We start from the raw sequence: 25,152 nt of genomic DNA, 5'->3' as shown, positions 1-25,152 counted from the left end.
GGCGGCCAGGCGTACCGCCCTCCTTAAAAATCGGCGGGCTGACGAAACGTCATGGCATTACCGAATGCCGGATGGGTGATAGTCAGTGACTCCGCGTGCAGCAGCAGGCGCGGTGCCATCGCCCTGGCGTCCGGATGGGCATAGAAGTTGTCGCCCAGAATCGGATGGCCCAGGGCCAGCATATGCACCCGCAGCTGGTGCGAGCGGCCGGTAATCGGCTTCAGCGAAACGCGTGCACTGTTATCCGCACGATATTCCAGCACCTGATACTCCGTCTGCGCGGCTTTGCCGTTCTCGAAGCAGACCATCTGCTTCGGACGATTGGGCCAGTCGCAAATCAGCGGCAGATCAACCACTCCCTCCTCCTTCTCCGGATGACCCCAGATGCAGGCCACATAGGTCTTGGCGGGTTCCCGCTCGCGAAACTGCCGTTTCAGCTCACGCTCAGCCGCCTTGGTCAGGGCGACGACCATCACACCACTGGTCGCCATATCCAGCCGGTGAACCGATTCCGCCTGCGGAAAATCACGCTGTATCCGCGTCATCACGCTATCTTTGTGCTCCTCCAGCCGACCGGGTACCGAGAGCAGACCGCTGGGTTTATTCACCACCATGATATGCGCATCCTGATAAAGGATGTGCAGCCAGGGTTCACGTGGTGGATTGTAAGGTTCCATAGGGCTTTCCAAAAATAAGGGGCCGGAAGGCCCCTGAGCTTACTGGTGAGTCACCACAATCAGGCGCAGCGCGTCGAGACGCCAGTTGGCCTGATCCAGGCTTTCCAGCACCTGTTCACGGTTGCTTTCCAGCGCCTCGATCTCATCTTCACGGATGTTCGGGTTCACCGCTTTCAGCGCGTTGAGACGGGAAAGCTCTGCACCCAGCTTTTCATTCGCCTCGGCCCGCGCCGCTTCAATCACCGCACGTGCCTCGCTGACCACGCTCTCTTCACCCTGGGTGAGGATCGCATGCACATCCTGCTGCACCGCATTGACCAGTTTGCTGGCGGTGTGGCGGTTAACCGCATTCAGCTGGCGGTTAAAGCTTTCGAACTCCACTTTCCCGGCCAGGTTGGTGCCGTTGCGATCGAGCAGCAGACGGACAGGCGTCGGTGGCAGGAAGCGGGTCAGCTGCAGATGCTTCGGTGCCTGCGCTTCCACCACATAGATCAGCTCAACCAGCAGCGTGCCCACCGGCAGCGCTTTGTTCTTCAACAGTGACAGCGCGGAGCTGCCGGTGTCACCCGACAGGATCAGATCCAGGCCGTTACGGATCAGCGGATGTTCCCAGGTGATGAACTGGGTATCCTCGCGGGAGAGCGCCTGATCGCGGTTGAACGTGATGGTGCAGCCATCTTCCGGCAGGCCAGGGAAATCGGGCACCAGCATGTGGTCGGAAGGGGTCAGCACAATCAGGTTATCGCTGCGGTCTTCCTGATTGATACCAACAATATCAAACAGGTTCAGCGCGAAGTTCACCAGACCGGTGTCATTATCCTGCTCGCTGATGGCGTTCGCCAGCAGCTGAGCCGATTCGCCGCCGTTAGAGTTCAGCTCCAGCAGACGATCGCGGCCCTGTTCCAGCTGCGATTTCAGCGCCTCGTGCTGTTTACGGCACTCTGCGATAAAGCTGTCAAAGCCTTCACTGTTTTCCGGCGCGGCTAAATAGCCGATCAGCTGCTGATGCACGCTGTCGTAGATGGTACGACCGGTCGGGCAGGTGTGCTCGAACGCGTCCAGACCTTCATGATACCAGCGCAGCAGCACCGCCTGAGCGGTCTGCTCCAGCCACGGCACCAGAATCTGAATATCGTGCGCCTGACCAATACGGTCCAGACGGCCGATACGCTGCTCCAGCAGATCCGGGTTAAAGGGCAGGTCGAACATCACCAGGCGGCTGGCAAACTGGAAGTTACGGCCTTCAGAACCGATTTCAGAGCAGAGCAGTACCTGCGCGCCGTTCTCTTCCGAGGCAAACCACGCGGCAGCCCGGTCACGCTCAATGATCGACAGGCCTTCGTGGAACACCGCCGCCCGGATGCCTTCGCGCTCGCGCAGTACCTGCTCCAGCTGCAGCGCCGTGGCCGCTTTGGCGCAGATGACCAGCACTTTCTCTTTACGGTTGCTGGTGAGATAGCCCATCAGCCATTCCACGCGCGGATCGAAGTTCCACCAGGTGCCGCTGTCGCCTTCAAATTCCTGATAAATCTGCTCCGGGTAGAGCAGGTCACGCGCCCGCTCCTCGGCGCTTTTGCGCGTGCCCATAATGCCGGAGACTTTGATGGCAGTCTGATACTGCGCAGGCAGCGGCAGACGGATCTGATGCAGTTCGCGTTTCGGGAAACCTTTTACACCGTTACGGGTGTTGCGGAACAGGACGCGGCTGGTGCCGTGGCGATCCATCAGCATGGCGATCAGCTCCTGACGCGCCTCCAGCTTGCCCTCACGATCGCTGTTGGCGACCTGCAGCAGCGGCTCGATATCCTCTTCGCCCACCAGATCGTTGATCCGGTTCATCTCCTCCTGGGAGATCGCCTGGTCAGCCAGCAGCGCTGTTACCGCATCGGCAATCGGGCGGAAATGCTGCTGCTCTTCAACAAAGGCAGCAAAATCATGGAAACGGTCCGGATCGAGCAGGCGCAGACGGGCAAAGTGACTCTCCATGCCGAGCTGTTCCGGCGTCGCCGTCAGCAGCAGCACCCCGGCCGTTTTCTCAGCCAGTTTTTCGATGACCAGATATTCACGGCTGGGTTCGCCTTCGGACCAGGCCAGGTGGTGTGCCTCATCCACCACCAGCAGATCCCATTCGGCATCGGCCAGCAGTTCAAGGCGCTGTTTGTTACGGCGAACAAAGTCGAGCGAACAGATGATCAGCTGTTCCGTTTCAAACGGGTTATCGCTGTCGTGCTGCGCTTCGGTGTAGCGGTCATCATCAAACAGGGCGAAACGCAGGTTAAAGCGGCGCAGCATCTCGACCAGCCACTGATGCTGTAAGGTTTCAGGCACCACGATGAGTACCCGCTCGGCACGACCCGCTAGCAGCTGCTGCTGAATGATCATCCCGGCTTCAATGGTTTTACCCAGGCCCACTTCATCGGCCAGCAGTACGCGTGGCGCGTGGCGACGACCCACATCGTGTGCGATATGCAGCTGATGAGGGATCAGGTTGGTGCGCATGCCGCGTAACCCGCTGATCGGCAGACGGTATTGCTCACTCTGGTATTTGCGTGCGCGGAAGCGCAGGGCAAAGCGGTCCATGCGGTCGAGCTGACCGGCAAACAGACGATCCTGCGGCTTACTGAACACCAGCTTGCTGTCGAGCATCACTTCACGCAGGATCACATCGCTTTCTTCAGTATCCAGTCGGGTACCGATATAGGTCATCAGGTCATTTTCGTTGCGGACTTCATCGACGCGCATCTGCCAGCCTTCGTGACTGGTGATGGTATCACCCGGGTTAAAGATGACGCGGGTAACCGGCGAATCGTTGCGGGCGTAGAGGCGGTTTTCCCCCGTGGCCGGAAACAGCAGGGTGATCATGCGGGTATCGATCGCCACCACGGTGCCCAGTCCCAGTTCACTTTCCGTATCACTAATCCAGCGCTGACCTAATGTAAAAACCATATATTTTTAGCTCGAATTTTAACGTTTTTAGAGGTGTTCCCGAATCTCAGGCAATAGCGTTACCGCCAGACAACAAGGTCTGGAGCGTGCATAAGAGCGGTGAGTTTCAGGAAGGGCGCTATGGTACTGGATGGCAGGGCATTCGTCACCTGTCAAAAAAGCCCCAGCTGCCCCGTAATCAGTGTAGCAAAATCTCCTCCGACAAAGGGCAGGATCCCCTCTGCCACCGGCTGCAGCTGCTTCGTCACATAGTGGTCATAGTCGAGCGGCGTACTGCGCGCCTCCAGCGGTTCGGGGCCAGCCGTAGCCATGACGTAACGAATCCGGCCGCCGTTCTGATACTGCAGTGGCCGGTTCAGTTTGCGATTCTGCTCATCAGCCAGCCGGGCGGCGCGCACGTGCGGGGGCACATTTCGTTCATACTCCTTCAGCGGACGCCGCAGGCGCTTTTTGTAGATCAGCTGGTCGTCCAGCTCGCCCGCCAGCAGCTGCGCCACGGTTTCCCGGATGTAATCCTGCCACGGCTCGCGGTGGAAAATACGGTGGTAGAGCTGCTGCTGAAATGTTTTGGCCAGCGGCGTCCAGTCGGTTCGCACCGACTCCAGCCCCTTAAAGACCATGCGCGCACCGTCGGCGTCACGAATCAGTCCGGCGTAGCGTTTCTTGCTGCCCTGTTCCGCGCCGCGAATGGTCGGCATCAGAAAACGGCAGAAGTGGTTTTCATACTCCAGTTCCAGCGCGCTGGTCAGTCCCAGCGTCTGCTGCAGGTGATCGCGCCACCAGGCATTCACTTTCTGCACCAGCTGATGACCAATGGCAGCGGCCTGCTCCTCATCGTGGGCCGACTTCAGCCAGACAAAGGTGGAGTCGGTGTCACCATAGATGACGTCGTAGCCTTCCGCTTCGATCAGCGCGCGGGTCTGCTGCATGATGGCGTGACCGCGCAGGGTAATTGAGGAGGCGAGTCGCGGATCGAAGAAGCGGCAGGCGCTGGTGCCCAGCACTCCGTAAAAGGCGTTCATGATGATCTTCAGTGCCTGTGACAGCGGCTGATTGTTCTGTTTTTTCGCCGCTTCGCGCCCCAGCCAGATCTGTTCAACCATCGCCGGCAGGCAGTGGGTGTGGCGAGAGAAGCGCGCTTCCCGGAAACCGGCAACAGAATCCGCATCATCAGGATGAGCCAGACCCTCCACCAGGCCCACCGGATCGATCAGGAAGGTGCGGATAATCGACGGATAGAGGCTTTTGTAATCCAGCACCAGCACCGAGTCGTAGAGACCGGGACGCGAATCCATGACATAACCGCCCGGGCTCGCTTCCGGGGCCACCTCACCCATGTTAGGCGCGACAAACCCGACACGGTGCATGCGCGGAATATAGAGGTGACTGAATGCCGCCACCGAACCGCCATGGCGGTCCACGGCCAGACCATTGACCGCCGCGCGCTCCAGCAGAAACGGCATGATCGCCGTTTTGTGGAAGATGCGCGTCACCAGTTCGCAATCTTTCAGGTTGTAGCGCGCCAGCGCCGGTTTATCGTTGGCAAACCGCCAGTTGATCTCCTCCATGCGCTGCCAGGGGTTGTCGATCGCTTTGCCTTCACCCAGCAGCAGCTGCGACACCGACTCCAGGCTGAACGACGGAAAATCCCAGAACGCCGACTTCAGTGCGTCGATGCCATCAATGATCAGGCGGCCGCTGGCCTGCGCGAAAAAAACGCCTGGTTTAAAGCCATGTTCCCGCCACTCCAGCGCCGTCTGCTGGCGGCCAAGACGCAGCGGAATGCCGTAGCGGTCGGCATGTTTCTGCAGCACCCGCAGGTCAAACTGCACCACGTTCCAGCCAATCAGGACATCCGGGTCATGCTCTGCAAACCACTGGTTCAGGGCTTCCAGCAGCTGTGGCCGGCTGTCGAGATAGATCAGGTCGAAATCCAGCGTGCTGGCATCGCCGTTAGCCGGGCCGAGCATATAGACCTGGCGCTGACCGCAGCCCTCCAGTCCGATGCAGTAGAGCTCGCCATGCTGGGTGGTTTCAATATCCAGCGAGACCCATTTCAGCGGCGGGCGATAGTCTGGATGGGGCTTAAGCCGCGCGTTGACCAGCGTGTCGCCCTGCTGCTCGCCATCAAACCAGACGGGGGCGGTAATAAAGCGCTCCATCAGATAGCGTTCCGGCGGGCGGATATCTGCCTCGTAGATCGGAATCCCCTGTTCGCGCAGCCGTTTTTCGATGCGCTGCAGCTGACGATGCTGCTGGCAGTAGAGGCCCAGCACCGGACAGTGACGAAAATCTTTCAGCGCCAGCGGCTGGATACGCAGCTGGCGTTCCTCTCTCTGCAACTCGCTGATCTGCGGCTGATATTCCGCAGGCACAAAAGCGACAGACTCCTGCACAGGCAGCACCACGCGCTGCGCGCCCGCATCGGTGGCGAGCCAGAGGATAATTTCGGTGCCATTCGGGCTGTCCCGCCAGTGGCGGGTGAGCAGAAAACCTGCGCGGGGCATAGTCAGATGTTCTCCGGACGCCGTGTTTCAGGGATAAGTAAACAACCTGAGTATATCATGGATATTTATACAGTTCCTGTCGCCACGATTTGTCAACATTGTCCTACAATTCTTGCCTTGACGCTGTGTGGCTGGCTCTGGACAATCCAGCCTTCTGCTTTGACTAAGGACCACTATGGAAGCCTGGATTCAACAACTGATTACGCAGTCCCTGGAGTGGGCGCTGTTTGCCGTTGCGCTGGTGACGTTTCTGGAGTCGCTGGCGCTGGTCGGGCTGTTGCTGCCAGGTACGGTGATGATGGCCAGCCTGGGCGCGCTGGTCGGCAGTGGCGAGCTTGGTCTTTATCCTGCCTGGGCGGCGGGCTTTGCGGGCTGCCTGATCGGTGACTGGGTCTCCTACGGTATCGGCTGGAAATTTCAGGGGCCGCTGCACCGCTGGAAGTATCTGCAAAAGTACAAAGGTCTGCTGGATAAAACCGAGCATGCCCTGCATCAGCACAGTATGTTTACCATCCTGGTCGGACGTTTTGTCGGCCCCACGCGGCCGCTAATCCCGCTGGCGGCCGGTATGCTGGAGCTGCCGGTACGTAAATTTCTGCCGCCTAATCTCATCGGCTGTCTTCTCTGGCCGCCGATTTATCTGCTGCCCGGCATTCTGGCCGGGGTGGCGATTGACGTGCCAAAAGCGGCGCAGGGCGGCAGCTTTAAATGGCTGTTACTCGGCGCAGCGCTGCTGATCTGGCTTGGCGGCTGGTTAGGCTGGCGCTGGTGGCGCAGTGGCAAGAGCCGCGACTGGGCTACAGCCTGGCTGCCCCCGGCGCGCCTGCGCTGGGCTGGCCCGCTGGGGCTGGCGATCGCCGTGGCGGCGTTCGTCGCGATCCAGTTCCATCCGATGATGCCGGTTTTCCGCCATCTGCTGTGGCAGGTTTTCATCGCCTGAGCCGCTTAACGACGCGGGATGCCGAGTACGTCGGCCTCCCGCGTGTCGCCCGACAGCAGCTGTCGGGTTTCGCCCTCCCAGTAAACCCGGCCATCTACAATCACCACGCTGCGCGGCGCGATCTGCTGCGCATCTTCCAGACTGTGTGACACCATCAGCAGCGTGATGCTGCGCGCCTCACACACCGAACGCACCAGCTGAAGCATCTCGCCGCGCAGGGCGGGGTCCAGCGCGGAAAAGGGCTCATCCAGCAGCAGCACCGGTCGGTCACGCAGCAGGCAACGGGCCAGCGCCACGCGCTGGCGCTGGCCGCCCGACAGTTCGCCTGGCAGGCGTGACAGCAGATCGCTTAATCCCACCTGTTCAGCCAGCGCAGTCAGCTGCCGCTGCTGTTCCGCGCTGAGTCGTAGCCCCGGGTGCAGCCCCAGCGCCATGTTCTGCTGCACGCTGAGGTGCGGAAACAGGTTGTTCTCCTGAAACAGCATGGAGACCGGTCGTCGGGCCGGGACAGTGTGGGTGTGCTCCTGACCATCAATCAGCAGGGTGCCCTGATTCACCGTCAGAAAACCGGCAATCAGGCTCAGCAGGGTGCTTTTACCCGCGCCGCTGGGGCCGAGAATCGCGATGCGTTCACCGCGTGTGGCCCTGAAGCTGAAGCGCATCGGCAGATGCTGGTAGAGATAGGTAAGGTTATCAAGAGTCAGCATGGCGGCCTGGTAATTTTTCCATTAGCGTGAACAGCAATAAGCAGAGCAGCAGCAGCAGCAGGGCGGTAACCGCACCATCAGCGCCACGATAGGCACCTATCTGCTGATAGAGGTAGAACGGCAGCGTGCGGAAGTCGGCGCTGCCAAACAGCGCCACCACGCCAAAATCACCAATCGACAGCACGCAGGCAAAGGCCAGCGCCTGGGCCAGCGGACGTTTCAGCGCCCGCAACTCGATCAGCCGCAGCCGGTTCCAGCCCTGAATATCCAGTGAATCGCAGAGTCTGCCGTACCGCTCTGCGGCGTCGCGCATCGGGTTTTCCAGCACTTTCAGCGCATAGGGAATGGCGATCAGCGCATTGGTAAACATCACCAGCCCTTCAGCGGAGTCGGGGAGGCCAATGGTGGCGTTGAACAGCAGGAAAAAGCCGGTGGCGAGCACAATGCCCGGCATCGCCAGAATCAGCATTCCGCTGGTGTCGATAAGCGTGGCCGCCGCCGGATGCTGGCGCAGACGCAGCTCGCGGCTGCTCCAGAGCAGCATCATGGTCAGCACCACGCAGATCAATCCGGCCCCGGTGGCGATGCGTAATGAGGTCAGGGTTGCCCGCCAGAGAGCAGGCTGAGCCAGCGCACCGCGCACGCCGCCATGCAGGCCCTCCACAATCACCGCCGCCAGCGGAGGCAGCAGCAGGAGCAGCGCCAGCAGGATGAGCAGCGCATCGCTGAGCTGTGCGACCCATGAATCCTGCGGATCGCGCCAGCCCTTCAGCTGACGGGTGCCGGCGGGGATCGCCTTACTGAAGCGCTGGCTGAGCAGCACCAGCGTCAGGCAGCAGCCGAGCTGAATCAGCGCCAGCAGCGCGGCACGGCCCGGATCGTAGTCATAACTCAGCGCCTGGAAAATCGCCAGTTCGAGCGTGGTAGCCTGCGGCCCGCCCCCCAGTGACAGCACGGTGGCAAAGCTGGCAAAGCAGAGCATAAAGATCAGCGCGCCGGTCGGCAGCAACTGACGCCGCAGCCACGGCCACTCCAGCAGGCGAAAATGGTGCCAGCCGCGCAGGTCGAGCTGCGCCGCGAGCTGACGCTGCTCGGCCGGAATGCTCTCCAGCGCCTGCAGCATCAGACGCGTCGCCAGCGGCAGATTAAAGAAGACGTGCGCCAACAAAATGCCCGGCAGACCATAGGGTGAGAAGTGATAACCGATGCCCAGCAGCTGACAGAGCTGGGCCAGCCAGCCAACGCGGCCATAGACGGTCAGCAGACCAAACACCGCCACCAGTACCGGCAGGACCAGGGTCATGGCACAGAGACGCAGCAGCAGCTGGCGGCCGGGAAAACGGCGCCGATAGAGCGCACGCGCCAGCGGCACGGCAGGCAGCAGGGAGAGCAGGGCGGAGAGCAGCGCCTGACCGAAAGAGAAGCCGATCACGTGCCGCAGATATGCATCCTGCAGCACGCTGCGCCACTCCAGGCCTGGCGCGGCCATCCAGAGTGCGCCAAAGGCCAGCAGCGCCACGCCGGTTAGCAGCAGCGTGGCGAGCGAGCCGGGGATCAGCCAGCGCGGCATCAGCGGCTGACGGCGCGTTGCCACTGGCTGATCCAGCCTGAACGCTGTGTGGCCACCTCTTCAGGCGAGAACTGCAGGGCGGTGGACGGCACCGTCAGGCTGGCAAAACCGGCAGGCAGCGGCGTATCGATCACCGGGTACATCCAGTTGCCGGTGGGAATGGTGCGCTGGAACGCAGGCGAGACCATAAACTGCATGAACTGCTGTGCCAGCGCAGGCTGTTTGCTGCTGGCTAACTGTGCGGCCACTTCCACCTGCAGATAGTGTCCTTCGGCAAACGGGGCGGCGGCGTAGTTCTCTTTTTTCTCTTCGATGATGTGGTAAGCCGGAGAGGTGGTGTAACTCAGCACCAGATCGCCTTCGCCCTTCAGGAACAGGCCATAGGCTTCGCTCCAGCCTTTGGTCACCGTTACGGTTTTCTGCGCCAGCTTCTGCCACGCCTGCGGAGCCTGGTCGCCGTAGACCTTCTGCATCCACAGCAGCAGGCCTAAGCCGGGGGTACTGGTACGCGGATCTTCGTAGATCACCCGCCACTTTTCCGGGCTGTCGACCAGCTCTTTCAGGCTTTTGGGCGGGTTTTTCAGCCGGGTTTTGTCATAGACAAAGGCGAAGTAGCCATAGTCAAACGGCACAAAGGTGGTGTCGTGCCAGCCGCCAGGCAGGGTAAGTTTTGCGGTGTCGACCTGACTTTCAGCAAACAGACCGGTTTTCTGCGCCGCCTGCACCAGATTGTTATCCAGCCCCAGCACCAGATCCGCTTTGCTGTTTTTGCCTTCCATCCGCACGCGGTTCAGCAGCGAGACGCCATCTTCCAGCGTGACGAATTTCAGCTCACAGTTACATTGCGCCTCAAAGGCTTTTTTTACCGCCGGGCCAGGGCCCCAGTCGGCAGAGAAGGAGTCGTAGGTGTAGACCGTGAGGACCGGCTTAGCCGCCAGAACGGGGGCGGAGAGTAACAGCAATACCGGCAGAACTTTGTTTAACACTTTGCGCTCCTTCAGGAGAATAGGGGATGAGTCGCAAAGGATCTGAGCACAGCGGCCTCTCAAATCCCTACGTCGGTATTAACCGAATCAGGTTCGACGGGTCTCTCTCAGCTGCTTGCTGGTGGCAGGCGGCACCCCGTTGAGAACGTCACATTCTAGTCATTTCAGCGCCGTGGCGAAAGCATCACAGTGCCGGCGGCGCAAACCAGGCTGATTTAAAATCAAACCAGCCCAGGGTATTCATCCGCACGCCGCGCATGCTGCGCTGGCCCTCCAGCAATAGCCAGTGATGAAACAGCGGATGCAGGCCCGCGTCTTCAACCAGCTGTTTGCTCCACTCGGCCAGCGGCAGCGTTTTCTCGCGCCAGCGGGCCGCGTCACTGTGCCAGTCAATCGGCAGGCAGTGATGCAGCAGCGGGATCTCATACAGCTGGGCGAACAGCGACCAGTTCAGCGGCAGGGTAAAGTTGACGCTGCCGAGCCAGATATCACTCTCCGCGTCGCCCTGATACCAGCTTTCATAACTGATCTCACGGGTTTCCAGCGTGACGCCCTGTTGGGCCAGCAGGGGACGCAGCGCATTGGCGATGCCCTCATGCTCCACGTGCTGACTGTACCAGGTCAGCGTCAGATGGGTCAGGCCGGGCGGCTTTTCGACCGGGGTCAGGTCCCGGCGGTGGTGCCAGCGCGGCAGCAGGCCATAAGCCGGAAACCAGTATCGCTGATAGCCGACGCCCGCGTGGTTGAGCAGGGCGATAGGGTTAAAGAGATAACTGACCCAGCGCCTGACTGCCTCATTGCGGCCCTGCTCTGAACGCTGGTCAAACAGCAGATAGTAGCAGCCCTCCTCAAGGCGGCTCTCCTCCTGAATTTCATCCGCAGCGTCCCCCTGCAGGCGCACACCGGCATAGACCAGCTCATCGCTGATGTCGGGCAGCACCCAGATAGAGACATCGTCGATCAGGGCGCGAAAGCCAAAGTAATCATCAAAGGCTTCAATCTTCAGCTGGCTCTCATGATTGCGGATCACCCGGTAGGGGCCGGTGCCGATTGGCTGGCGGGCAAAATCCTGAATCGTCGGCCACTCGCGCGGCAGGATCATCGCGCTGACGCTGCCCAGCAGCCAGGGCAGGCCGTCGTCGGGCTGGCTCAGATGCACATCCAGCGTCCAGGGGGCGGGTGAGGAGATCTCCGCAATGTGGGAAAAGAGCGGATGAGGGCGCTGACGCTCCAGGGTGGCGATGACATCCGCCATTTCCAGCTCCCGACCGTGATGAAAACGAATGGCCGGACGCAGAAAGAAGCGCCAGTGCAGCGGGGAGGTCTGCTGCCAGTGATGCGCAATATCGGGCTCGATTTCCCCGTTTTCCTCATTTATCCGCGTCAGGCCATTAAAAATCTGCCGGGCGATGTGCGTTTCAGAGCGCCGCAGCGGCGAGCCAGGCAGCAGATTGAGCAGGGGACGATAGTAGAGCACCCGCAGGATATGCTTGCCCTGCCGGAAACTGCGGCCGAGATGCGCACTGATCATCTGCCGCACCTGATCCTTATCGCCCACCAGCTGGACCAGCTGATCGATGCGATCCTGCTCCAGCAGATCTTCGGCACGCTGCTGCTGTAAAGCCAGCCCGGTATAGCAGAACGTCAGATGTGACCGCCTGCCGCGTCCCGCTTCTGCCTGCCAGACCAGCCAGCCTGCCGCCTGCATCCGGTTGAGCAGATTGCGCATGTGGCGGCGCGAGCAGTGCAGCAGGTCAGCCAGTTCGCTGAGCGTAATGGCCTGCGACTGGCCCTGGCAGCTCTGCCACAGGCGAATGAATTGCTGCTTCAGACGTGACGAGGACATAAAAGAGGAACTCCTGCTGAAAAGCGCTCTGTTTTTTCTGCCTCATTTTAAGAGCAAACTTTGCGCTATGGGAAGAGCGGGAGGCATTCAGTCTGGAATGGCGTTCAACCCTGACTTCGCTGTTCAGCGGAGTGCTTTTCTGAGTAGGGTGCATTTACACCGCCAGCAGAGGATCTCTGCTGGCTTTTTTCATCGTGCGCGGTATGGTCTACCCTTCTTTTTTTCCTCTCTGTTTAGCCTCTAAGGGATTTCGCTATGAAATCGCTGTTAACGCGGCAGCGCCGCATCAATCCGGTTTACCTCGCTTTTATGGTTGCCTCGTTCATGCTGGGCGTGGCGGGCGCATTGCAGGCACCGACGCTGAGCCTGTTTCTGACGCGCGAAGTGCAGGCCCGCCCTTTCTGGGTCGGACTGTTTTTTACCATCAATGCGGTGGCCGGTATCCTGGTGAGCATGCTGGTGGCGAAGCGTTCGGACAGCGTGGGGGACCGCCGTAATATCATTCTGTTCTGCTGCCTGATGGCGCTGGTTAATGCGCTGCTGTTTGCCTTTAGCCGCCACTACCTGACGCTGATTACGCTGGGTGTGCTGCTTTCGGCGCTCGCCAGCGTCTCGATGCCTCAGCTCTTTGCGCTGGCACGGGAATATGCCGATCAGTCGGCGCGTGAAGCGGTCATGTTCAGTTCGGTGATGCGCGCGCAGCTGTCGCTGGCGTGGGTCATCGGGCCGCCGCTCTCATTTGCGCTGGCGCTGAACTATGGTTTTGTCACACTGTTTATGGTGGCCGCCGCGCTGTTTCTGATCTGTATCCTGCTGGTCTGGTTTACCCTGCCGTCAGTGCCCCGTGCGCAGCCGCTGCTGCAAAGCGGCGGTCTGCCGCTAAGCGGCTGGCGCGACCGGGATGTGCGCCTGCTGTTTATCGCGTCGGTGGTGATGTGGACCTGCAATACCATGTATATCATTGATATGCCGCTCTATATCAGTACGACGCTTGGCCTGCCGGAAAAGCTGGCGGGTCTGCTGATGGGCACGGCCGCCGGGCTGGAGATCCCGGTGATGCTGCTGGCCGGGCATTACGCCCGCCGCATGGGCAAGCGCCGGTTAATGCTGGTGGCGGTGGCCGCCGGAGTCCTGTTTTATCTGGGGCTGGTGCTGTTTAACTCCCGCACGTCACTGATGGTATTGCAGCTGTTTAATGCGGTGTTTGTCGGGATTATTGCCGGGATTGGGATGTTGTGGTTCCAGGATCTGATGCCGGGACGGCCTGGCGCCGCAACCACCCTGTTCACCAACTCCATCTCAACCGGCATGATTCTGGCCGGGGTGATTCAGGGTACGCTGAGCGAGCGGCTGGGACATGAGGCGGTCTACTGGCTGGCATTCGGGCTGGCGATTGTGGCGCTGGTGATGTCGGCGCGGGTGCGCGACGTATAAAGAAGAAGGGCGACAGGATGTCGCCCTTTTTTTAACTATTGAGGAATCTGGACCGGTCGCTGTGATAGCGAGCCTGCTCAGGGAACACGGTCAGATCGGAAAGGCGCTTAAGCCAATCCCTGGCCGCTTGGCCCGCGCGATTACGCACCTCATCCATGAGGTGCGCCCGTAAACGGGCCAACGCATTGCGTTGTTCAAAAACGCTCCCGACGTTTTTGTCCCTGGCGCGGGACGCTTTCCTCCTCTGACCGTGTTCCCTGCGCGTTAAGCTAAATTGTTGCTGTCAGATTAGCCCTGTCTTAACGCAATCAGCGCAGGAAGGCGGGCTGATTCTGCTCATACTGCGAAATTGACGCTTCATGCTGCAGGGTCAGACCGATGCTGTCGAGGCCGTTGATCATGCAGTGGCGACGGAAGCTGTCGAGTTCAAACGGGTAGACTTTATCGCCTGCGGTCACCGTCTGCGCTTCCAGATCGACCGTAAAGCTGATGCCTGGCTGAGCCGCAACCAGCCTGAACAGCTCATCCACTTCCTCTTCGCTTAACTTCACCGGCAGCAGCTGATTGTTGAAGCTGTTGCCGTAGAAGATATCGGCGAAGCTTGGCGCAATCACCACGTGAAAACCGAAATCGGTCAGCGCCCAGGGCGCATGCTCACGAGAGGAGCCACAGCCAAAGTTCTCGCGCGCCAGCAGAATGCTGGTGCCTTTAAACTCTGGCTTGTTCAGCACAAAGCTGGGGGTAGGGACTGTGCCAGCGTCATCTTCAAAACGCCAGTCATGGAACAGGTGCTGACCAAAACCGGTGCGGGTCACTTTCTGCAAAAACTGCTTAGGGATGATTGCGTCGGTATCGACGTTTGCGGCGTCCAGCGGCGCGACGATGCCGGTGTGCTGAGTAAATTTATTCGCCATGACTTATGCTCCTGTCGTCAGTTCACGGATGTCGGCAAAGTGGCCGGTGACGGCTGCCGCTGCGGCCATTGCCGGGCTGACCAGATGGGTTCGTCCACCGCGGCCCTGACGACCTTCAAAGTTACGGTTGCTGGTTGACGCGCAACGCTCGCCGGGATTGAGGCGGTCATTGTTCATCGCCAGACACATGGAGCAGCCTGGCAGACGCCACTCAAAGCCCGCTTCCAGGAAGATTTTATCCAGACCTTCCGCTTCCGCCTGTGCTTTTACCGGACCGGAACCGGGCACTACCATCGCAACCACACCCGGCGCAACTTTGCGGCCTTTGGCGATAGCGGCGGCGGCACGCAGATCCTCAATGCGCGAGTTGGTGCAGGAGCCGATAAAGACTTTATCAATCGCGACATCGGTCAGTCGGATGCCCGGCTGCAGATTCATATACGCCAGCGCTTTTTCCGCTGAGGCGCGCTCCACCGGATCGGCGAATGAGGCCGGGTTCGGGATCACCTGATCAACGGCGATCACCTGACCCGGGTTGGTGCCCCAGGTGACCTGTGGCGCAATCTCTTCTGCATGCAGCGTGACCACCGCATCATAGGTCGCGCCTTCATCTGACTTCAGTGTGCGCCAGTACTCTACAGCCTGCTCCCACTTCTCACCCTGTGGGGAGAACTGGCGGCCTTTCAGGTAGCTGAAGGTGGTCTCGTCCGGTGCCACCAGGCCCGCTTTCGCGCCCATTTCAATCGCCATGTTGCACAGCGTCATACGACCTTCCATGCTCAGCGCCTGAATGGCCGGACCGCAGAACTCAACCACATAGCCGGTTCCGCCTGCGCTGCCGGTTTTGCCGATGATCGCCAGGACAATATCTTTTGCCGTAATGCCGGTTGAGGCCTGGCCCAGCACCTCAATTTTCATGGTTTTCGCCCGGCCCTGCTTCAGGGTCTGGGTGGCAAACACATGCTCTACTTCGGAGGTGCCGATACCAAAGGCCAGTGAGCCGAAGGCTCCGTGCGTCGCCGTGTGCGAGTCACCGCACACGATGGTCATGCCTGGCAGCGTCATGCCCTGCTCAGGGCCGATAACGTGCACAATTCCCTGATACGGGTGGTTCAGGTCATAGAGCTGTACGCCAAATTCGGCGCAGTTCTTCATCAGCTCCTGCATCTGAATCCGCGCCATCTCGCCCGACGCATTGATGTCTTTGGTCTGAGTAGAGACGTTGTGATCCATGGTGGCAAAGGTTTTGCCCGGCTGACGCACCTTGCGTCCATGCGCGCGCAGACCATCAAAAGCCTGTGGCGAGGTGACTTCATGGATCAGGTGGCGATCGATATAGAGTAACGGCGTTTCGTTCGGCGCTTCGTGGACGACATGTGCATCAAATAACTTCTGGTATAAGGTTTTCATTTTTTTATTTTTCCTCGGCGATAAAGCGGGCAATGATGCTGCCCATCTCATCTGTGCTGACCGCTGGGCCATCACCGGCTAAATCTTTAGTGCGGTAGCCCTGTTCCAGCGTACGACTGATGGCGCGTTCGATACTGTCGGCAGCCTCATCGGCATTCAGGCTGTAGCGTAACAGCAGAGACAGCGACAGGATCTGCGCGACCGGGTTAGCAATATTCTGTCCGGCGATATCCGGTGCGGAGCCGCCTGCCGGTTCAAACAGGCCAAAGCCCGCTTCATTCAGGCTGGCGGAAGGCAGCATCCCCATCGAACCGGTGATCATGGCGCACTCATCAGAAAGAATGTCGCCGAACAGGTTGGAGCAGAGCAGCACGTCAAACTGTGACGGATCTTTGATCAACTGCATGGTGGCATTGTCGATATAGATGTGGCTCAGCTGTACGTCCGGATACTCTTTAGCGACCTCGTTAACGATTTCACGCCACATGACTGAGGTCTGCAGGACGTTGGCTTTATCTACTGAGGTCACTTTATTGCGGCGTTTACGCGCAGACTCAAACGCGATACGGGCGATGCGCTCGATCTCGAAGCGGTGGTAAACCTCCGTATCGAATGCCCGCTCTTCCGGGCCGCTGCCTTCGCGTCCTTTAGGCTGACCAAAATAGATGCCGCCGGTCAGTTCACGCACGCACAGGATATCGAAGCCTTTCGCCGCGATGTCGGCGCGCAGCGGGCAGAAAGCTTCCAGACCGCTGTAGAGTGCCGCCGGGCGCAGGTTACTGAACAGTCTGAAGTGTTTGCGCAGGGGCAGCAGGGCACCGCGTTCCGGCTGCGAGGCCGGTGGCAAATGTTCCCACTTCGGTCCGCCAACCGAACCAAACAGGATCGCATCCGCCTGCTCGCAGCCCGCCACGGTCGCAGGAGGCAGGGGCTCGCCGTGCTGATCGATAGCGATGCCGCCGACCGCATATTCCTGAGTGGTAATCTGCATATCAAAGCGCTGGCGAATGGCGTCCAGCACTTTCATTGCCTGTGCCATCACTTCCGGGCCAATGCCGTCACCGGGTAAAACTGCGATATGAGAAGAGCTGGACATAGTTATACGGTTTCCTTCTGATCTTTAAATTTGCGTTGCAATTCCTGTTCAACCTGGCGGGCACGCCAGATATTGTTCAGCGCATTCACCATCGCTTTGGCGGACGATTCCACGATATCGGTCGCCAGACCGACGCCGTGGAACTTACGGCCGTTGTAGCTCACCACAATGTCGACCTGACCCAGCGCGTTTTCGCCGTGGCCTTTGGCGGTCAGTTTGTAGTTAACCAGCTCTGCGTCGAACTGAGTAATACGGTTAATAGCCTGATAGACCGCGTCAACCGGGCCGTTGCCGGTGGCCGCATCCGCTTTGGCATCATCGCCGCAGCCCAGCTTGACAGAGGCGGTAGCGGTGATGCCGGAACCGGTCTGAACGTTAAATTCATGCAGCTGAAAATGCTCCGGCTCTTCATTCTGTTTATTGATGAAGGCCAGCGCTTCCAGGTCGTAGTCGAACACCTGACCTTTTTTGTCAGCCAGCTTCAGGAAGGCGTCATACAGGGCATCCAGATTGTAATCCTGCTCTGCATAGCCCATCTCTTCCATACGATGTTTTACCGCCGCGCGGCCAGAACGTGAGGTCAGGTTCAGCTGAATCTTGTGTAAGCCGATCGACTCCGGCGTCAGGATTTCATAGTTTTCGCGATTCTTCAGCACGCCATCCTGATGAATACCGGAGGAGTGGGCGAAGGCGTTGGAGCCGACCACCGCCTTGTTCGCCGGGATAGGCATATTGCAGATCTGGCTCACCATCTGGCTGGTGCGGTAGATCTCCTGATGATTGATATTGGTGTGCACATTCATGATCTGCTGGCGGGTTTTGATCGCCATGATCACCTCTTCCAGCGCACAGTTACCGGCACGTTCACCCAGACCATTCAGCGTGCCTTCAACCTGACGTGCACCCGCCTGGACAGCCGCCAGGGCGTTTCCGGTCGCCATACCCAGGTCATCGTGGGTATGGACAGAGAGAATCGCTTTGTCGATGTTAGGCACGCGGTTGATCAGCTGGCTGATGATGTGAGCATATTCGCCTGGCAGGGTGTAACCCACGGTGTCCGGGATATTGATGGTGTTGGCACCGGCATTAATTGCGGCTTCAACCATCCGGCACAGGTCATCAATCGGGGTGCGGCCGCCATCTTCGCAGGAGAATTCAACGTCATTGGTGTAGTTGCGGGCACGTTTCACCATGTGTACCGCGCGCTCAATCACCTCTGGCAGCGTGCTGCGCAGTTTGGTGGCGATGTGCATCGGTGAGGTGGCGATAAAGGTATGAATACGGAAGGCTTCGGCAACGCGCAGTGATTCGTACGCCGCATCAATATCCTTCTCCACACAGCGGGCCAGACCGCAGACCCGACTGTTTTTAATGGTGCGCGCGATGGTCTGTACGGATTCAAAATCGCCAGGTGAGGAGACCGGGAAACCCACTTCCATGACATCCACGCCCATACGCTCCAGCGCTAATGCAATCTGCAATTTTTCTTTCACACTCAGGCTGGCCTGTAATGCCTGCTCACCGTCGCGCAGAGTGGTATCGAAAATAATGACTTGCTGACTCATCGTATTCATCCTTATGCATTTTCTGGCCTGGCAACGAGCATAAAAAAACCCGCGACAGGCGCGGGTTTTTAACTTTCAGCAGGTTTGAATCAGTGTTTGATTCCGCCCACAAGTCTACCGCGCAAGCTGTATGCGTTTAGTAGTAGACCGAGAAGGCGAGCAAAACGAAACATGGATTCAAACCTTATAAATTGTTGTGCTGCCTATATTGGTACTGCAATCACTCAGGGATGTCAACCTTCTGTGCAGGGTTATTCTCCAGCGAGTAAAAGGAAGATCGTCTGTTATTTTACGGCCTGACAGCGTAATGAATAGCGCAGAAGTGAGTGCCGCGCCGGTCAGGCAGGATAAGTACGCTGTTGCAGTGTGGTGACTGTGTTATCTATTTGAAAAATAATAATTTTATTTTTATGCTTCTCAGGCGTGACGCAGAATTTATGTCCGCTTGCTTAGCATAATCGTATGCACTTTAGCGATTTTCTGGTTAATTAACCCAGAAAATAAAACGGCGGGGCGATTGTGGGCTGGGGCAGGTCACAATAAGTTTTCGTTATTTCTTAGATCACGCTAAAAATAATTTCTTAGTCAGCATTTTCCTCTGCGGTTCTGCGGCGTAATTAGTTTAATCCGCGCAGCCAATTCTTATCGGGCAGAGCCTTTACGTCCCTGCCATTTAATTTACACGGCTTTGCAGTTTGCCTGCCCGCTGAAGTGCGGTTATGGTAATCGACCTACTCTCAGAACAATGAACTCGACAGATTTCTCTGTAACCGGACAGCGGCACAGGTTTCCGCTGTCGTGCATAAACATAAGATTTTGATTGGCAGAGCAGGCACCGGCGTGACGCGATACGTGCAAACGGCCCTATTCATGGCGCCCGGTCCTGAAGCCTGGAGGCAGAAGATGGAGATGTTGTCAGGAGCCGAAATGGTCGTCCGTTCGTTAATCGATCAGGGCGTTAAGCAGGTATTCGGTTATCCGGGTGGCGCGGTATTAGATATCTATGATGCGCTGCAAACCGTCGGGGGTATCGATCACATTCTGGTACGCCATGAGCAGGCTGCGGTGCATATGGCTGACGGCCTCGCACGCGCGACGGGTGAAGTCGGGGTCGTGCTGGTCACTTCCGGCCCCGGAGCGACCAATGCGATCACCGGGATCGCCACCGCCTATATGGACTCTATTCCGCTGGTGATTCTGTCGGGCCAGGTGCCTACCTCGCTGATTGGCTATGATGCCTTTCAGGAGTGCGACATGGTCGGCATTTCACGGCCGGTGGTGAAGCACAGTTTTCTGGTGAAAAGTACCGAAGAGATCCCCACCGTGCTGAAAAAGGCGTTCTGGCTCGCCGCCAGCGGACGTCCGGGCCCCGTGGTTATCGATCTGCCGAAAGATATTCTCAACCCGGCCAATAAGCTCCCTTATCACTGGCCGGACGCTGTCAGCATGCGCTCCTACAATCCGACCATCCAGGGCCATAAAGGTCAGATTAAGCGTGCGCTGACGACACTGCTGGCCGCAAAACAGCCGGTGATTTATGCCGGTGGCGGAGCCATCACCGCGGGCTGTGAAGCGGAACTGTTACAGCTGGCCGAAAGCCTGAACATTCCGGTCACCACGTCGCTGATGGGGCTTGGCGCGTTTCCTGGGACGCACCGTCAGTGCGTCGGGATGCTTGGCATGCACGGCACCTATGAAGCCAACATGACGATGCACAACACCGATCTGATTTTTGGTATCGGCGTTCGCTTTGACGACCGCACCACCAATAATCTGGCGAAGTATTGCCCCAACGCCACCATCATGCACATTGATATCGACCCGACCTCTATCTCCAAGACGGTGGCGGCGGATATCCCGATCGTGGGTGATGCGAAGCAGGTTCTGCAGCAGATGCTGGAGCTGCTGGCGCAAAATGACAGTGAGCCGCGCTCTGAGAGTCTGCAGGCGTGGTGGAGCGCGATTGAGGGCTGGCGCAGTCGTCAGTGCCTGGAGTTTGATCGGACCAGCGACAAAATCAAGCCGCAGGCCGTCATTGAAACCATCAGCCGTCTGACCCACGGCGACGCCTACGTCACATCCGATGTGGGCCAGCATCAGATGTTTGCTGCGCTCTATTATCCGTTCGATAAACCGCGTCGCTGGATCAACTCCGGGGGACTGGGGACGATGGGCTTTGGCCTGCCCGCTGCGCTGGGTGTCAAGATGGCGCTGCCGGACGAAACCGTTATCTGCGTGACGGGCGATGGCAGTATCCAGATGAACATTCAGGAGCTCTCTACAGCACTGCAGTACAATCTGCCGGTGCTGGTACTGAGCCTGAATAACCGGGTTCTGGGCATGGTGAAACAGTGGCAGGATATGATCTACTCCGGCCGCCACTCGCAGTCATATATGGAGTCACTGCCTGACTTCGTGCGTCTGGCTGAAGCCTACGGCCACGTCGGGATTGCCATTGAGCATCCGGCTGAACTGGAAGAGAAGCTGACGCTGGCGCTGGAGAAACTGGCACAGGGGCGTCTGGTGTTTGTGGATGTCGCCGTGGACGGTAGCGAGCATGTTTACCCGATGCAGATTCGCGGCGGCAGCATGGATGAGATGTGGTTAAGCAAAACGGAGAGGACATAACTATGCGTCGCATTTTATCAGTTCTGCTGGAGAACGAATCTGGCGCATTATCCCGTGTCGTCGGTCTCTTTTCGCAGCGCGGCTACAACATCGAAAGCCTGACCGTTGCGCCTACCGACGATCCCACCCTGTCGCGGATGACCATTCAGACGGTAGGCGACCAGAAGGTGCTGGAGCAGATCGAAAAGCAGCTGCACAAGCTGGTGGATGTGCTGCGCGTGACCGAACTGGGGCAGGGTGCCTACGTTGAGCGTGAGATCATGCTGGTGAAGATCCAGGCGAGTGGCTATGGCCGTGAAGAGGTGAAGCGCAACGCTGAGATCTTCCGTGGTCAGATCATCGATGTAACGCCTACGCTGTACACGGTTCAGCTGGCAGGCACCAGTGACAAACTGGACGCGTTTCTCAATTCCGTGCGTGAGGTTGCCGAAATCGTTGAAGTGGCCCGCTCCGGTATTGTGGGCGTATCACGCGGCGATCGCATCATGCGTTAATCACGCTGCGTCACCATCGAACATCACCTAACCCGGCGAAATGCCGGGTTTTTTTATTTTTTATGCGCCAGGCTGGTTACATTCAGAAAAGCGGTTGCTCCGCGCACTTTTCTGCTGTTAGATGATAGCCATGAGTTATCCATAGCTTAACTGCGGCTATTTCTGCCGTAAAAGCGGATTTGATGGTGGGGTTATCGTGAAGCTGGATGAAATTGCGCGTTTGGCAGGCGTGTCGCGCACCACGGCCAGTTATGTGATCAATGGTAAAGCGCGGCAATATCGTGTCAGCGACAAAACCGTTGAGAAAGTGATGGCGGTCGTACGTGAACATAATTATCACCCCAATGCGGTGGCCGCCGGGCTGCGCGCCGGGCGAACGCGCTCTATTGGGCTGGTGATTCCCGATCTGGAGAATACCAGTTACACCCGTATTGCAAATTATCTTGAACGACAGGCGCGTCAGCGAGGCTATCAGCTGCTGATCGCCTGCTCAGAAGATCAGCCTGATAACGAGATGCGCTGCATTGAGCATCTGCTACAGCGTCAGGTCGACGCGATCATCGTCTCCACCTCGTTACCGCCAGAGCATCCCTTTTATCAGCGCTGGGTCAACGATCCGCTGCCGATCATTGCGTTAGACCGTGCGCTGGATCGTGAACATTTCACCAGCGTCGTGGGCGCCGACCAGGACGATGCCCATACGCTGGCGGCTGAACTGCGTCAGCTTGAGGTCAAAAACGTGCTGTTCCTCGGCGCCCTGCCTGAGCTGTCAGTGAGCTTCCTGCGTGAGATGGGATTCCGTGATGCGTGGAAAGATGACCCGCGGCCGATAGATTACATCTACTGCAACAGCTTCGAACGCACCGCTGCCGCCGCGCTGTTTGAGCGTTATCTTGAAGAGCATCCGATGCCGGAGGCGCTTTTTACCACCTCTTTCGGGCTGCTGCAGGGCGTCATGGATGTCACGCTGAAACGAGACGGCCGGCTGCCTACCGAGCTGGCGATTGCCACCTTTGGCGACCACGAATTACTGGACTTTCTTGAGTGCCCGGTGCTGGCCGTAGGACAACGCCATCGTGACGTCGCCGAACGGGTACTGGAATTAGTTTTAGCCTCGCTGGATGAGCCAAGAAAACCTAAACCCGGTTTAACCCGTATCCGCCGTAATTTATATCGTCGCGGACAATTAAGCCGAAGAGTTAAATGAGGGAAGGGCAGTATTACACTGCCCGCCACGTTTATTTTTTCCGAATTACTGATTAAATAAACAGGTCGACGTAAAAAAGCGTAAATTCTGCTCATCAATTCTAACAAAGCAGAAAGGGTTATTTTTATTATCTGCTTACAACTTCAACAAATGCCGCTTTCCTGTCCGGCCTGAGCCGCTGGGCTTTCTTTCGGAAATCCCCTAAAATGCCGCCGCTGTCTCAGAAACCACGAGAAATATTCAGCGTGTGACGCTGTTTCATTTTTAATCGTTTTTTCCGCGCCCGCTTTTTTTATTCAGGTATTCATTGGCTTAATTTTTTCTTTCTCTTTTTATTCGATCAGGGCGTCGGCAGCCATTAATTCGGCGCTCTGTAAATAGTGATATTCAACTGCCGCTCCGGCTTGACAAGGATTTCATCGAATCCTTAAACTCGTTTCGTGGTAAAAAGTGGGATAAAGTGGTGCAAACGGGTGACCAGGGGGAGAGACTGGCATGTTCCGCGGAGCAACGTTAGTCAATCTCGACAGTAAAGGGCGGCTTGCCGTACCCACGCGATATCGCGATTTGCTGATCGGGGAATCTCAGGGGCAGATGGTCTGTACCATCGACCTCCACCAGCCATGCCTGTTGCTTTATACCCTGCCCGAATGGGAAATCATTGAAAAAAAGCTCGCCCGCTTATCCAGTATGAATCCACTTGAGCGCCGTGTGCAGCGTCTGTTGCTGGGACATGCCAGTGAATGTCAGATGGATAATGCAGGACGCCTGCTGCTGGCGAATACGCTTCGGCAGCACGCAAAATTAACCAAAGAAGTGATGCTGGTCGGACAGTTCAACAAGTTTGAGCTGTGGGATGAACAGACCTGGTATCAACAGGTCAGGGACGATATTGACGCAGAACAGTCAGCTCAGGAGCCTTTATCTGAGCGGTTGCAGGACTTGTCGCTATAGCTATGCAGGAAAATTTCAAACATACCACCGTGCTGTTGGATGAGGCGGTTAACGGCCTCAATATCAGGGAAGACGGTATCTACATCGACGGCACGTTTGGTCGTGGTGGTCATTCACGTCTGATTCTTTCGCAACTGGGAGAGAAGGGACAACTGATCGCCATCGATCGCGACCCTCAAGCTATCGCCGCTGCCGCTGAGATTACAGATCCCCGCTTCTCTATTATTCATGGCCCTTTTTCCGCCCTGGCAGAGTACGTCTCTGAGCGGGATTTGGTCGGAAAAATTGACGGCATCCTGCTGGATCTGGGGGTTTCCTCACCGCAACTGGATGACGCAGAGCGCGGCTTCTCGTTTATGCGTGACGGACCGCTGGATATGCGTATGGATCCTTCGCGCGGTCACTCCGCCGCCGAGTGGTTGCTGCAGGCGGAAGAGGCAGACATCGCTTTCGTTCTGAAAACTTACGGTGAAGAGCGGTTCGCCAAACGTATCGCCCGCGCCATTGTTGAGCGCAATCGCGAAGCGCCGATGACCCGGACACGGGAGCTGGCTGAGGTGATCGCCGTTGCCACGCCGGTTAAAGATAAGTTCAAGCATCCGGCGACGCGCAGTTTCCAGGCGATCCGTATCTGGATTAACAGTGAACTGGAAGAGATCGATATTGCGCTGAAAGGGGCAGTTGAGGTGCTGGCACCACAAGGGCGCCTTTCGGTGATCAGCTTCCACTCGCTGGAAGATCGGCTGGTGAAACGCTTTATGCGCGATCAGAGTCGCGGGCCGCAGGTTCCAGCCGGGCTGCCAATGACGGAACATCAGCTGCGTGCCCTGGGCGGTCGTGAACTGAAATTACTCGGCAAAATGTCGCCAGGCGATGCCGAAGTTTCTGAGAACCCGCGCGCACGCAGTTCGGTATTACGTATTGCGGAGAAAACCGACGCATGATCGGTAATGAGCGTCACAGTCTGCCCGCCGTCATCGGCGGGGATCTGCTGCGAAAGGGCAAGATCCCGGTGCTGTTGCTGATCGCTGTGGTGGTTTCTGCCGTGCTGGTGGTCACCACCACCCATAAAACCCGACTGTTAACCGCACAGCGTGAACAGCTGGTACTGGAGCGCGACGCGCTGGATATCGAATGGCGCAACCTGATTCTGGAAGAGAATGCGCTGGGCGATCACAGCCGTGTCGAACGCATCGCCACCGAGAAGCTGCAGCTGCAGCACGTTGATCCTTCACAAGAAAATATCGTGGTGCAGAAATAAGGACCTCAGA

The 25,152-nt window shown here is 58.0% G+C and carries 19 protein-coding genes and 1 riboswitch; of the genes, 8 read left to right on the top strand and 11 right to left on the bottom strand.

What is annotated here, in order from left to right:
- Positions 1-23: 23 nt before the first annotated feature.
- The 3 genes from rluA to polB form a co-directional block, all read right to left on the bottom strand.
- Positions 24-677 (bottom strand): bifunctional tRNA pseudouridine(32) synthase/23S rRNA pseudouridine(746) synthase RluA, encoded by a 654-nt coding sequence (gene rluA / locus OXR04_RS08590; RefSeq protein WP_267369792.1) that lies wholly within the window; start codon positions 675-677, stop codon positions 24-26.
- Positions 678-716: 39 nt separating this feature from the next.
- On the bottom strand, positions 717-3,623 hold the full coding sequence (rapA, locus tag OXR04_RS08585; protein WP_009092181.1) for an RNA polymerase-associated protein RapA: 2,907 nt from the start codon (positions 3,621-3,623) through the stop codon (positions 717-719).
- A gap of 152 nt (positions 3,624-3,775) precedes the next feature.
- On the bottom strand, positions 3,776-6,136 hold the full coding sequence (gene polB / locus OXR04_RS08580; protein ID WP_267369856.1) for a DNA polymerase II: 2,361 nt from the start codon (positions 6,134-6,136) through the stop codon (positions 3,776-3,778).
- A gap of 169 nt (positions 6,137-6,305) precedes the next feature.
- Between polB and OXR04_RS08575 the strand changes: the two genes are divergently transcribed.
- Positions 6,306-7,070 carry a DedA family protein gene (locus OXR04_RS08575; RefSeq protein WP_009092177.1) on the top strand — a complete coding sequence of 255 codons (765 nt, stop codon included), beginning with the start codon at positions 6,306-6,308 and terminating at the stop codon, positions 7,068-7,070.
- Positions 7,071-7,075: 5 nt separating this feature from the next.
- Here the strand turns inward: OXR04_RS08575 and thiQ are convergent, their stop codons facing one another.
- The 4 genes from thiQ to sgrR form a co-directional block, all read right to left on the bottom strand.
- Positions 7,076-7,777: a thiamine ABC transporter ATP-binding protein ThiQ gene (gene thiQ / locus OXR04_RS08570; protein ID WP_267369793.1), complete on the bottom strand. Its 702-nt coding sequence runs from the start codon at positions 7,775-7,777 to the stop codon at positions 7,076-7,078.
- Entirely contained in the window at positions 7,764-9,371 is a 1,608-nt protein-coding gene (gene thiP, locus OXR04_RS08565) for a thiamine/thiamine pyrophosphate ABC transporter permease ThiP (RefSeq protein WP_267369794.1), read from the bottom strand. Before thiP ends, thiQ begins: the two co-directional genes overlap by 14 nt.
- Positions 9,347-10,333, bottom strand: coding sequence for a thiamine ABC transporter substrate binding subunit (gene thiB / locus OXR04_RS08560; protein ID WP_154928445.1), 987 nt, complete (start codon positions 10,331-10,333; stop codon positions 9,347-9,349). The genes thiP and thiB overlap by 25 nt, the downstream gene beginning before the upstream one ends.
- 46 nt (positions 10,334-10,379) lie before the next feature.
- A riboswitch (TPP riboswitch) is annotated at positions 10,380-10,482 on the bottom strand.
- A 35-nt stretch (positions 10,483-10,517) separates the two neighbouring features.
- Positions 10,518-12,179 carry an HTH-type transcriptional regulator SgrR gene (gene sgrR, locus OXR04_RS08555; RefSeq protein WP_267369795.1) on the bottom strand — a complete coding sequence of 554 codons (1,662 nt, stop codon included), beginning with the start codon at positions 12,177-12,179 and terminating at the stop codon, positions 10,518-10,520.
- A gap of 255 nt (positions 12,180-12,434) precedes the next feature.
- Between sgrR and OXR04_RS08550 the strand changes: the two genes are divergently transcribed.
- Positions 12,435-13,613 (top strand): MFS transporter, encoded by a 1,179-nt coding sequence (locus tag OXR04_RS08550; RefSeq protein WP_058958457.1) that lies wholly within the window; start codon positions 12,435-12,437, stop codon positions 13,611-13,613.
- 308 nt (positions 13,614-13,921) lie between these two features.
- Here the strand turns inward: OXR04_RS08550 and leuD are convergent, their stop codons facing one another.
- The 4 genes from leuD to leuA are packed head-to-tail and all read right to left on the bottom strand — an operon-like array spanning position 13,922 to position 18,598.
- A complete protein-coding gene (leuD, locus tag OXR04_RS08545) occupies positions 13,922-14,527 on the bottom strand; it encodes a 3-isopropylmalate dehydratase small subunit (protein WP_009092163.1) in 606 nt (201 codons plus the stop codon).
- A 3-nt stretch (positions 14,528-14,530) separates the two neighbouring features.
- Complete coding sequence (gene leuC / locus OXR04_RS08540) at positions 14,531-15,937, bottom strand: 3-isopropylmalate dehydratase large subunit (protein WP_009092161.1); 1,407 nt, start codon at positions 15,935-15,937, stop codon at positions 14,531-14,533.
- 4 nt (positions 15,938-15,941) lie between these two features.
- Complete coding sequence (gene leuB / locus OXR04_RS08535; RefSeq protein WP_267369796.1) at positions 15,942-17,033, bottom strand: 3-isopropylmalate dehydrogenase; 1,092 nt, start codon at positions 17,031-17,033, stop codon at positions 15,942-15,944.
- A 2-nt stretch (positions 17,034-17,035) separates the two neighbouring features.
- Complete coding sequence (gene leuA / locus OXR04_RS08530) at positions 17,036-18,598, bottom strand: 2-isopropylmalate synthase (protein WP_046101207.1); 1,563 nt, start codon at positions 18,596-18,598, stop codon at positions 17,036-17,038.
- Between the two features lie 903 nt (positions 18,599-19,501).
- Between leuA and ilvI the strand changes: the two genes are divergently transcribed.
- From ilvI to ftsL, 6 genes are all read left to right on the top strand, one after another.
- On the top strand, positions 19,502-21,226 hold the full coding sequence (gene ilvI / locus OXR04_RS08525) for an acetolactate synthase 3 large subunit (RefSeq protein ID WP_009092154.1): 1,725 nt from the start codon (positions 19,502-19,504) through the stop codon (positions 21,224-21,226).
- Positions 21,227-21,228: 2 nt separating this feature from the next.
- Positions 21,229-21,720 carry an acetolactate synthase small subunit gene (ilvN, locus tag OXR04_RS08520; protein WP_009092152.1) on the top strand — a complete coding sequence of 164 codons (492 nt, stop codon included), beginning with the start codon at positions 21,229-21,231 and terminating at the stop codon, positions 21,718-21,720.
- A gap of 196 nt (positions 21,721-21,916) precedes the next feature.
- A complete protein-coding gene (cra, locus tag OXR04_RS08515; RefSeq protein WP_009092150.1) occupies positions 21,917-22,927 on the top strand; it encodes a catabolite repressor/activator in 1,011 nt (336 codons plus the stop codon).
- 495 nt (positions 22,928-23,422) lie between these two features.
- Positions 23,423-23,881: a division/cell wall cluster transcriptional repressor MraZ gene (gene mraZ / locus OXR04_RS08510; RefSeq protein WP_009092149.1), complete on the top strand. Its 459-nt coding sequence runs from the start codon at positions 23,423-23,425 to the stop codon at positions 23,879-23,881.
- Positions 23,882-23,883: 2 nt separating this feature from the next.
- Positions 23,884-24,825 carry a 16S rRNA (cytosine(1402)-N(4))-methyltransferase RsmH gene (gene rsmH, locus OXR04_RS08505; protein ID WP_009092147.1) on the top strand — a complete coding sequence of 314 codons (942 nt, stop codon included), beginning with the start codon at positions 23,884-23,886 and terminating at the stop codon, positions 24,823-24,825.
- Positions 24,822-25,142: a cell division protein FtsL gene (ftsL, locus tag OXR04_RS08500; protein WP_003854764.1), complete on the top strand. Its 321-nt coding sequence runs from the start codon at positions 24,822-24,824 to the stop codon at positions 25,140-25,142. Before rsmH ends, ftsL begins: the two co-directional genes overlap by 4 nt.
- The last annotated feature ends 10 nt before the right edge of the window (positions 25,143-25,152 follow it).

This window comes from Pantoea sp. GM_Pan_3, assembly GCF_026541045.1.
GTDB lineage: Bacteria > Pseudomonadota > Gammaproteobacteria > Enterobacterales > Enterobacteriaceae > Pantoea > Pantoea anthophila.
The sequence above is the reverse complement of the archived record's forward strand: the minus strand, read 5'-3'. Positions and strand labels throughout refer to the sequence as shown.

Coding starts and splice junctions, on each gene's coding strand:
- rluA (WP_267369792.1), bottom strand. CDS start 677: ATGGAACCTTACAATCCACCACGTGAACCCTGGCTGCACATCCTTTAT.
- rapA (WP_009092181.1), bottom strand. CDS start 3,623: ATGGTTTTTACATTAGGTCAGCGCTGGATTAGTGATACGGAAAGTGAA.
- OXR04_RS08575 (WP_009092177.1), top strand. CDS start 6,306: ATGGAAGCCTGGATTCAACAACTGATTACGCAGTCCCTGGAGTGGGCG.
- thiQ (WP_267369793.1), bottom strand. CDS start 7,777: ATGCTGACTCTTGATAACCTTACCTATCTCTACCAGCATCTGCCGATG.
- sgrR (WP_267369795.1), bottom strand. CDS start 12,179: ATGTCCTCGTCACGTCTGAAGCAGCAATTCATTCGCCTGTGGCAGAGC.
- OXR04_RS08550 (WP_058958457.1), top strand. CDS start 12,435: ATGAAATCGCTGTTAACGCGGCAGCGCCGCATCAATCCGGTTTACCTC.
- leuD (WP_009092163.1), bottom strand. CDS start 14,527: ATGGCGAATAAATTTACTCAGCACACCGGCATCGTCGCGCCGCTGGAC.
- leuC (WP_009092161.1), bottom strand. CDS start 15,937: ATGAAAACCTTATACCAGAAGTTATTTGATGCACATGTCGTCCACGAA.
- leuB (WP_267369796.1), bottom strand. CDS start 17,033: ATGTCCAGCTCTTCTCATATCGCAGTTTTACCCGGTGACGGCATTGGC.
- leuA (WP_046101207.1), bottom strand. CDS start 18,598: ATGAGTCAGCAAGTCATTATTTTCGATACCACTCTGCGCGACGGTGAG.
- ilvI (WP_009092154.1), top strand. CDS start 19,502: ATGGAGATGTTGTCAGGAGCCGAAATGGTCGTCCGTTCGTTAATCGAT.
- ilvN (WP_009092152.1), top strand. CDS start 21,229: ATGCGTCGCATTTTATCAGTTCTGCTGGAGAACGAATCTGGCGCATTA.
- mraZ (WP_009092149.1), top strand. CDS start 23,423: ATGTTCCGCGGAGCAACGTTAGTCAATCTCGACAGTAAAGGGCGGCTT.
- rsmH (WP_009092147.1), top strand. CDS start 23,884: ATGCAGGAAAATTTCAAACATACCACCGTGCTGTTGGATGAGGCGGTT.
- ftsL (WP_003854764.1), top strand. CDS start 24,822: ATGATCGGTAATGAGCGTCACAGTCTGCCCGCCGTCATCGGCGGGGAT.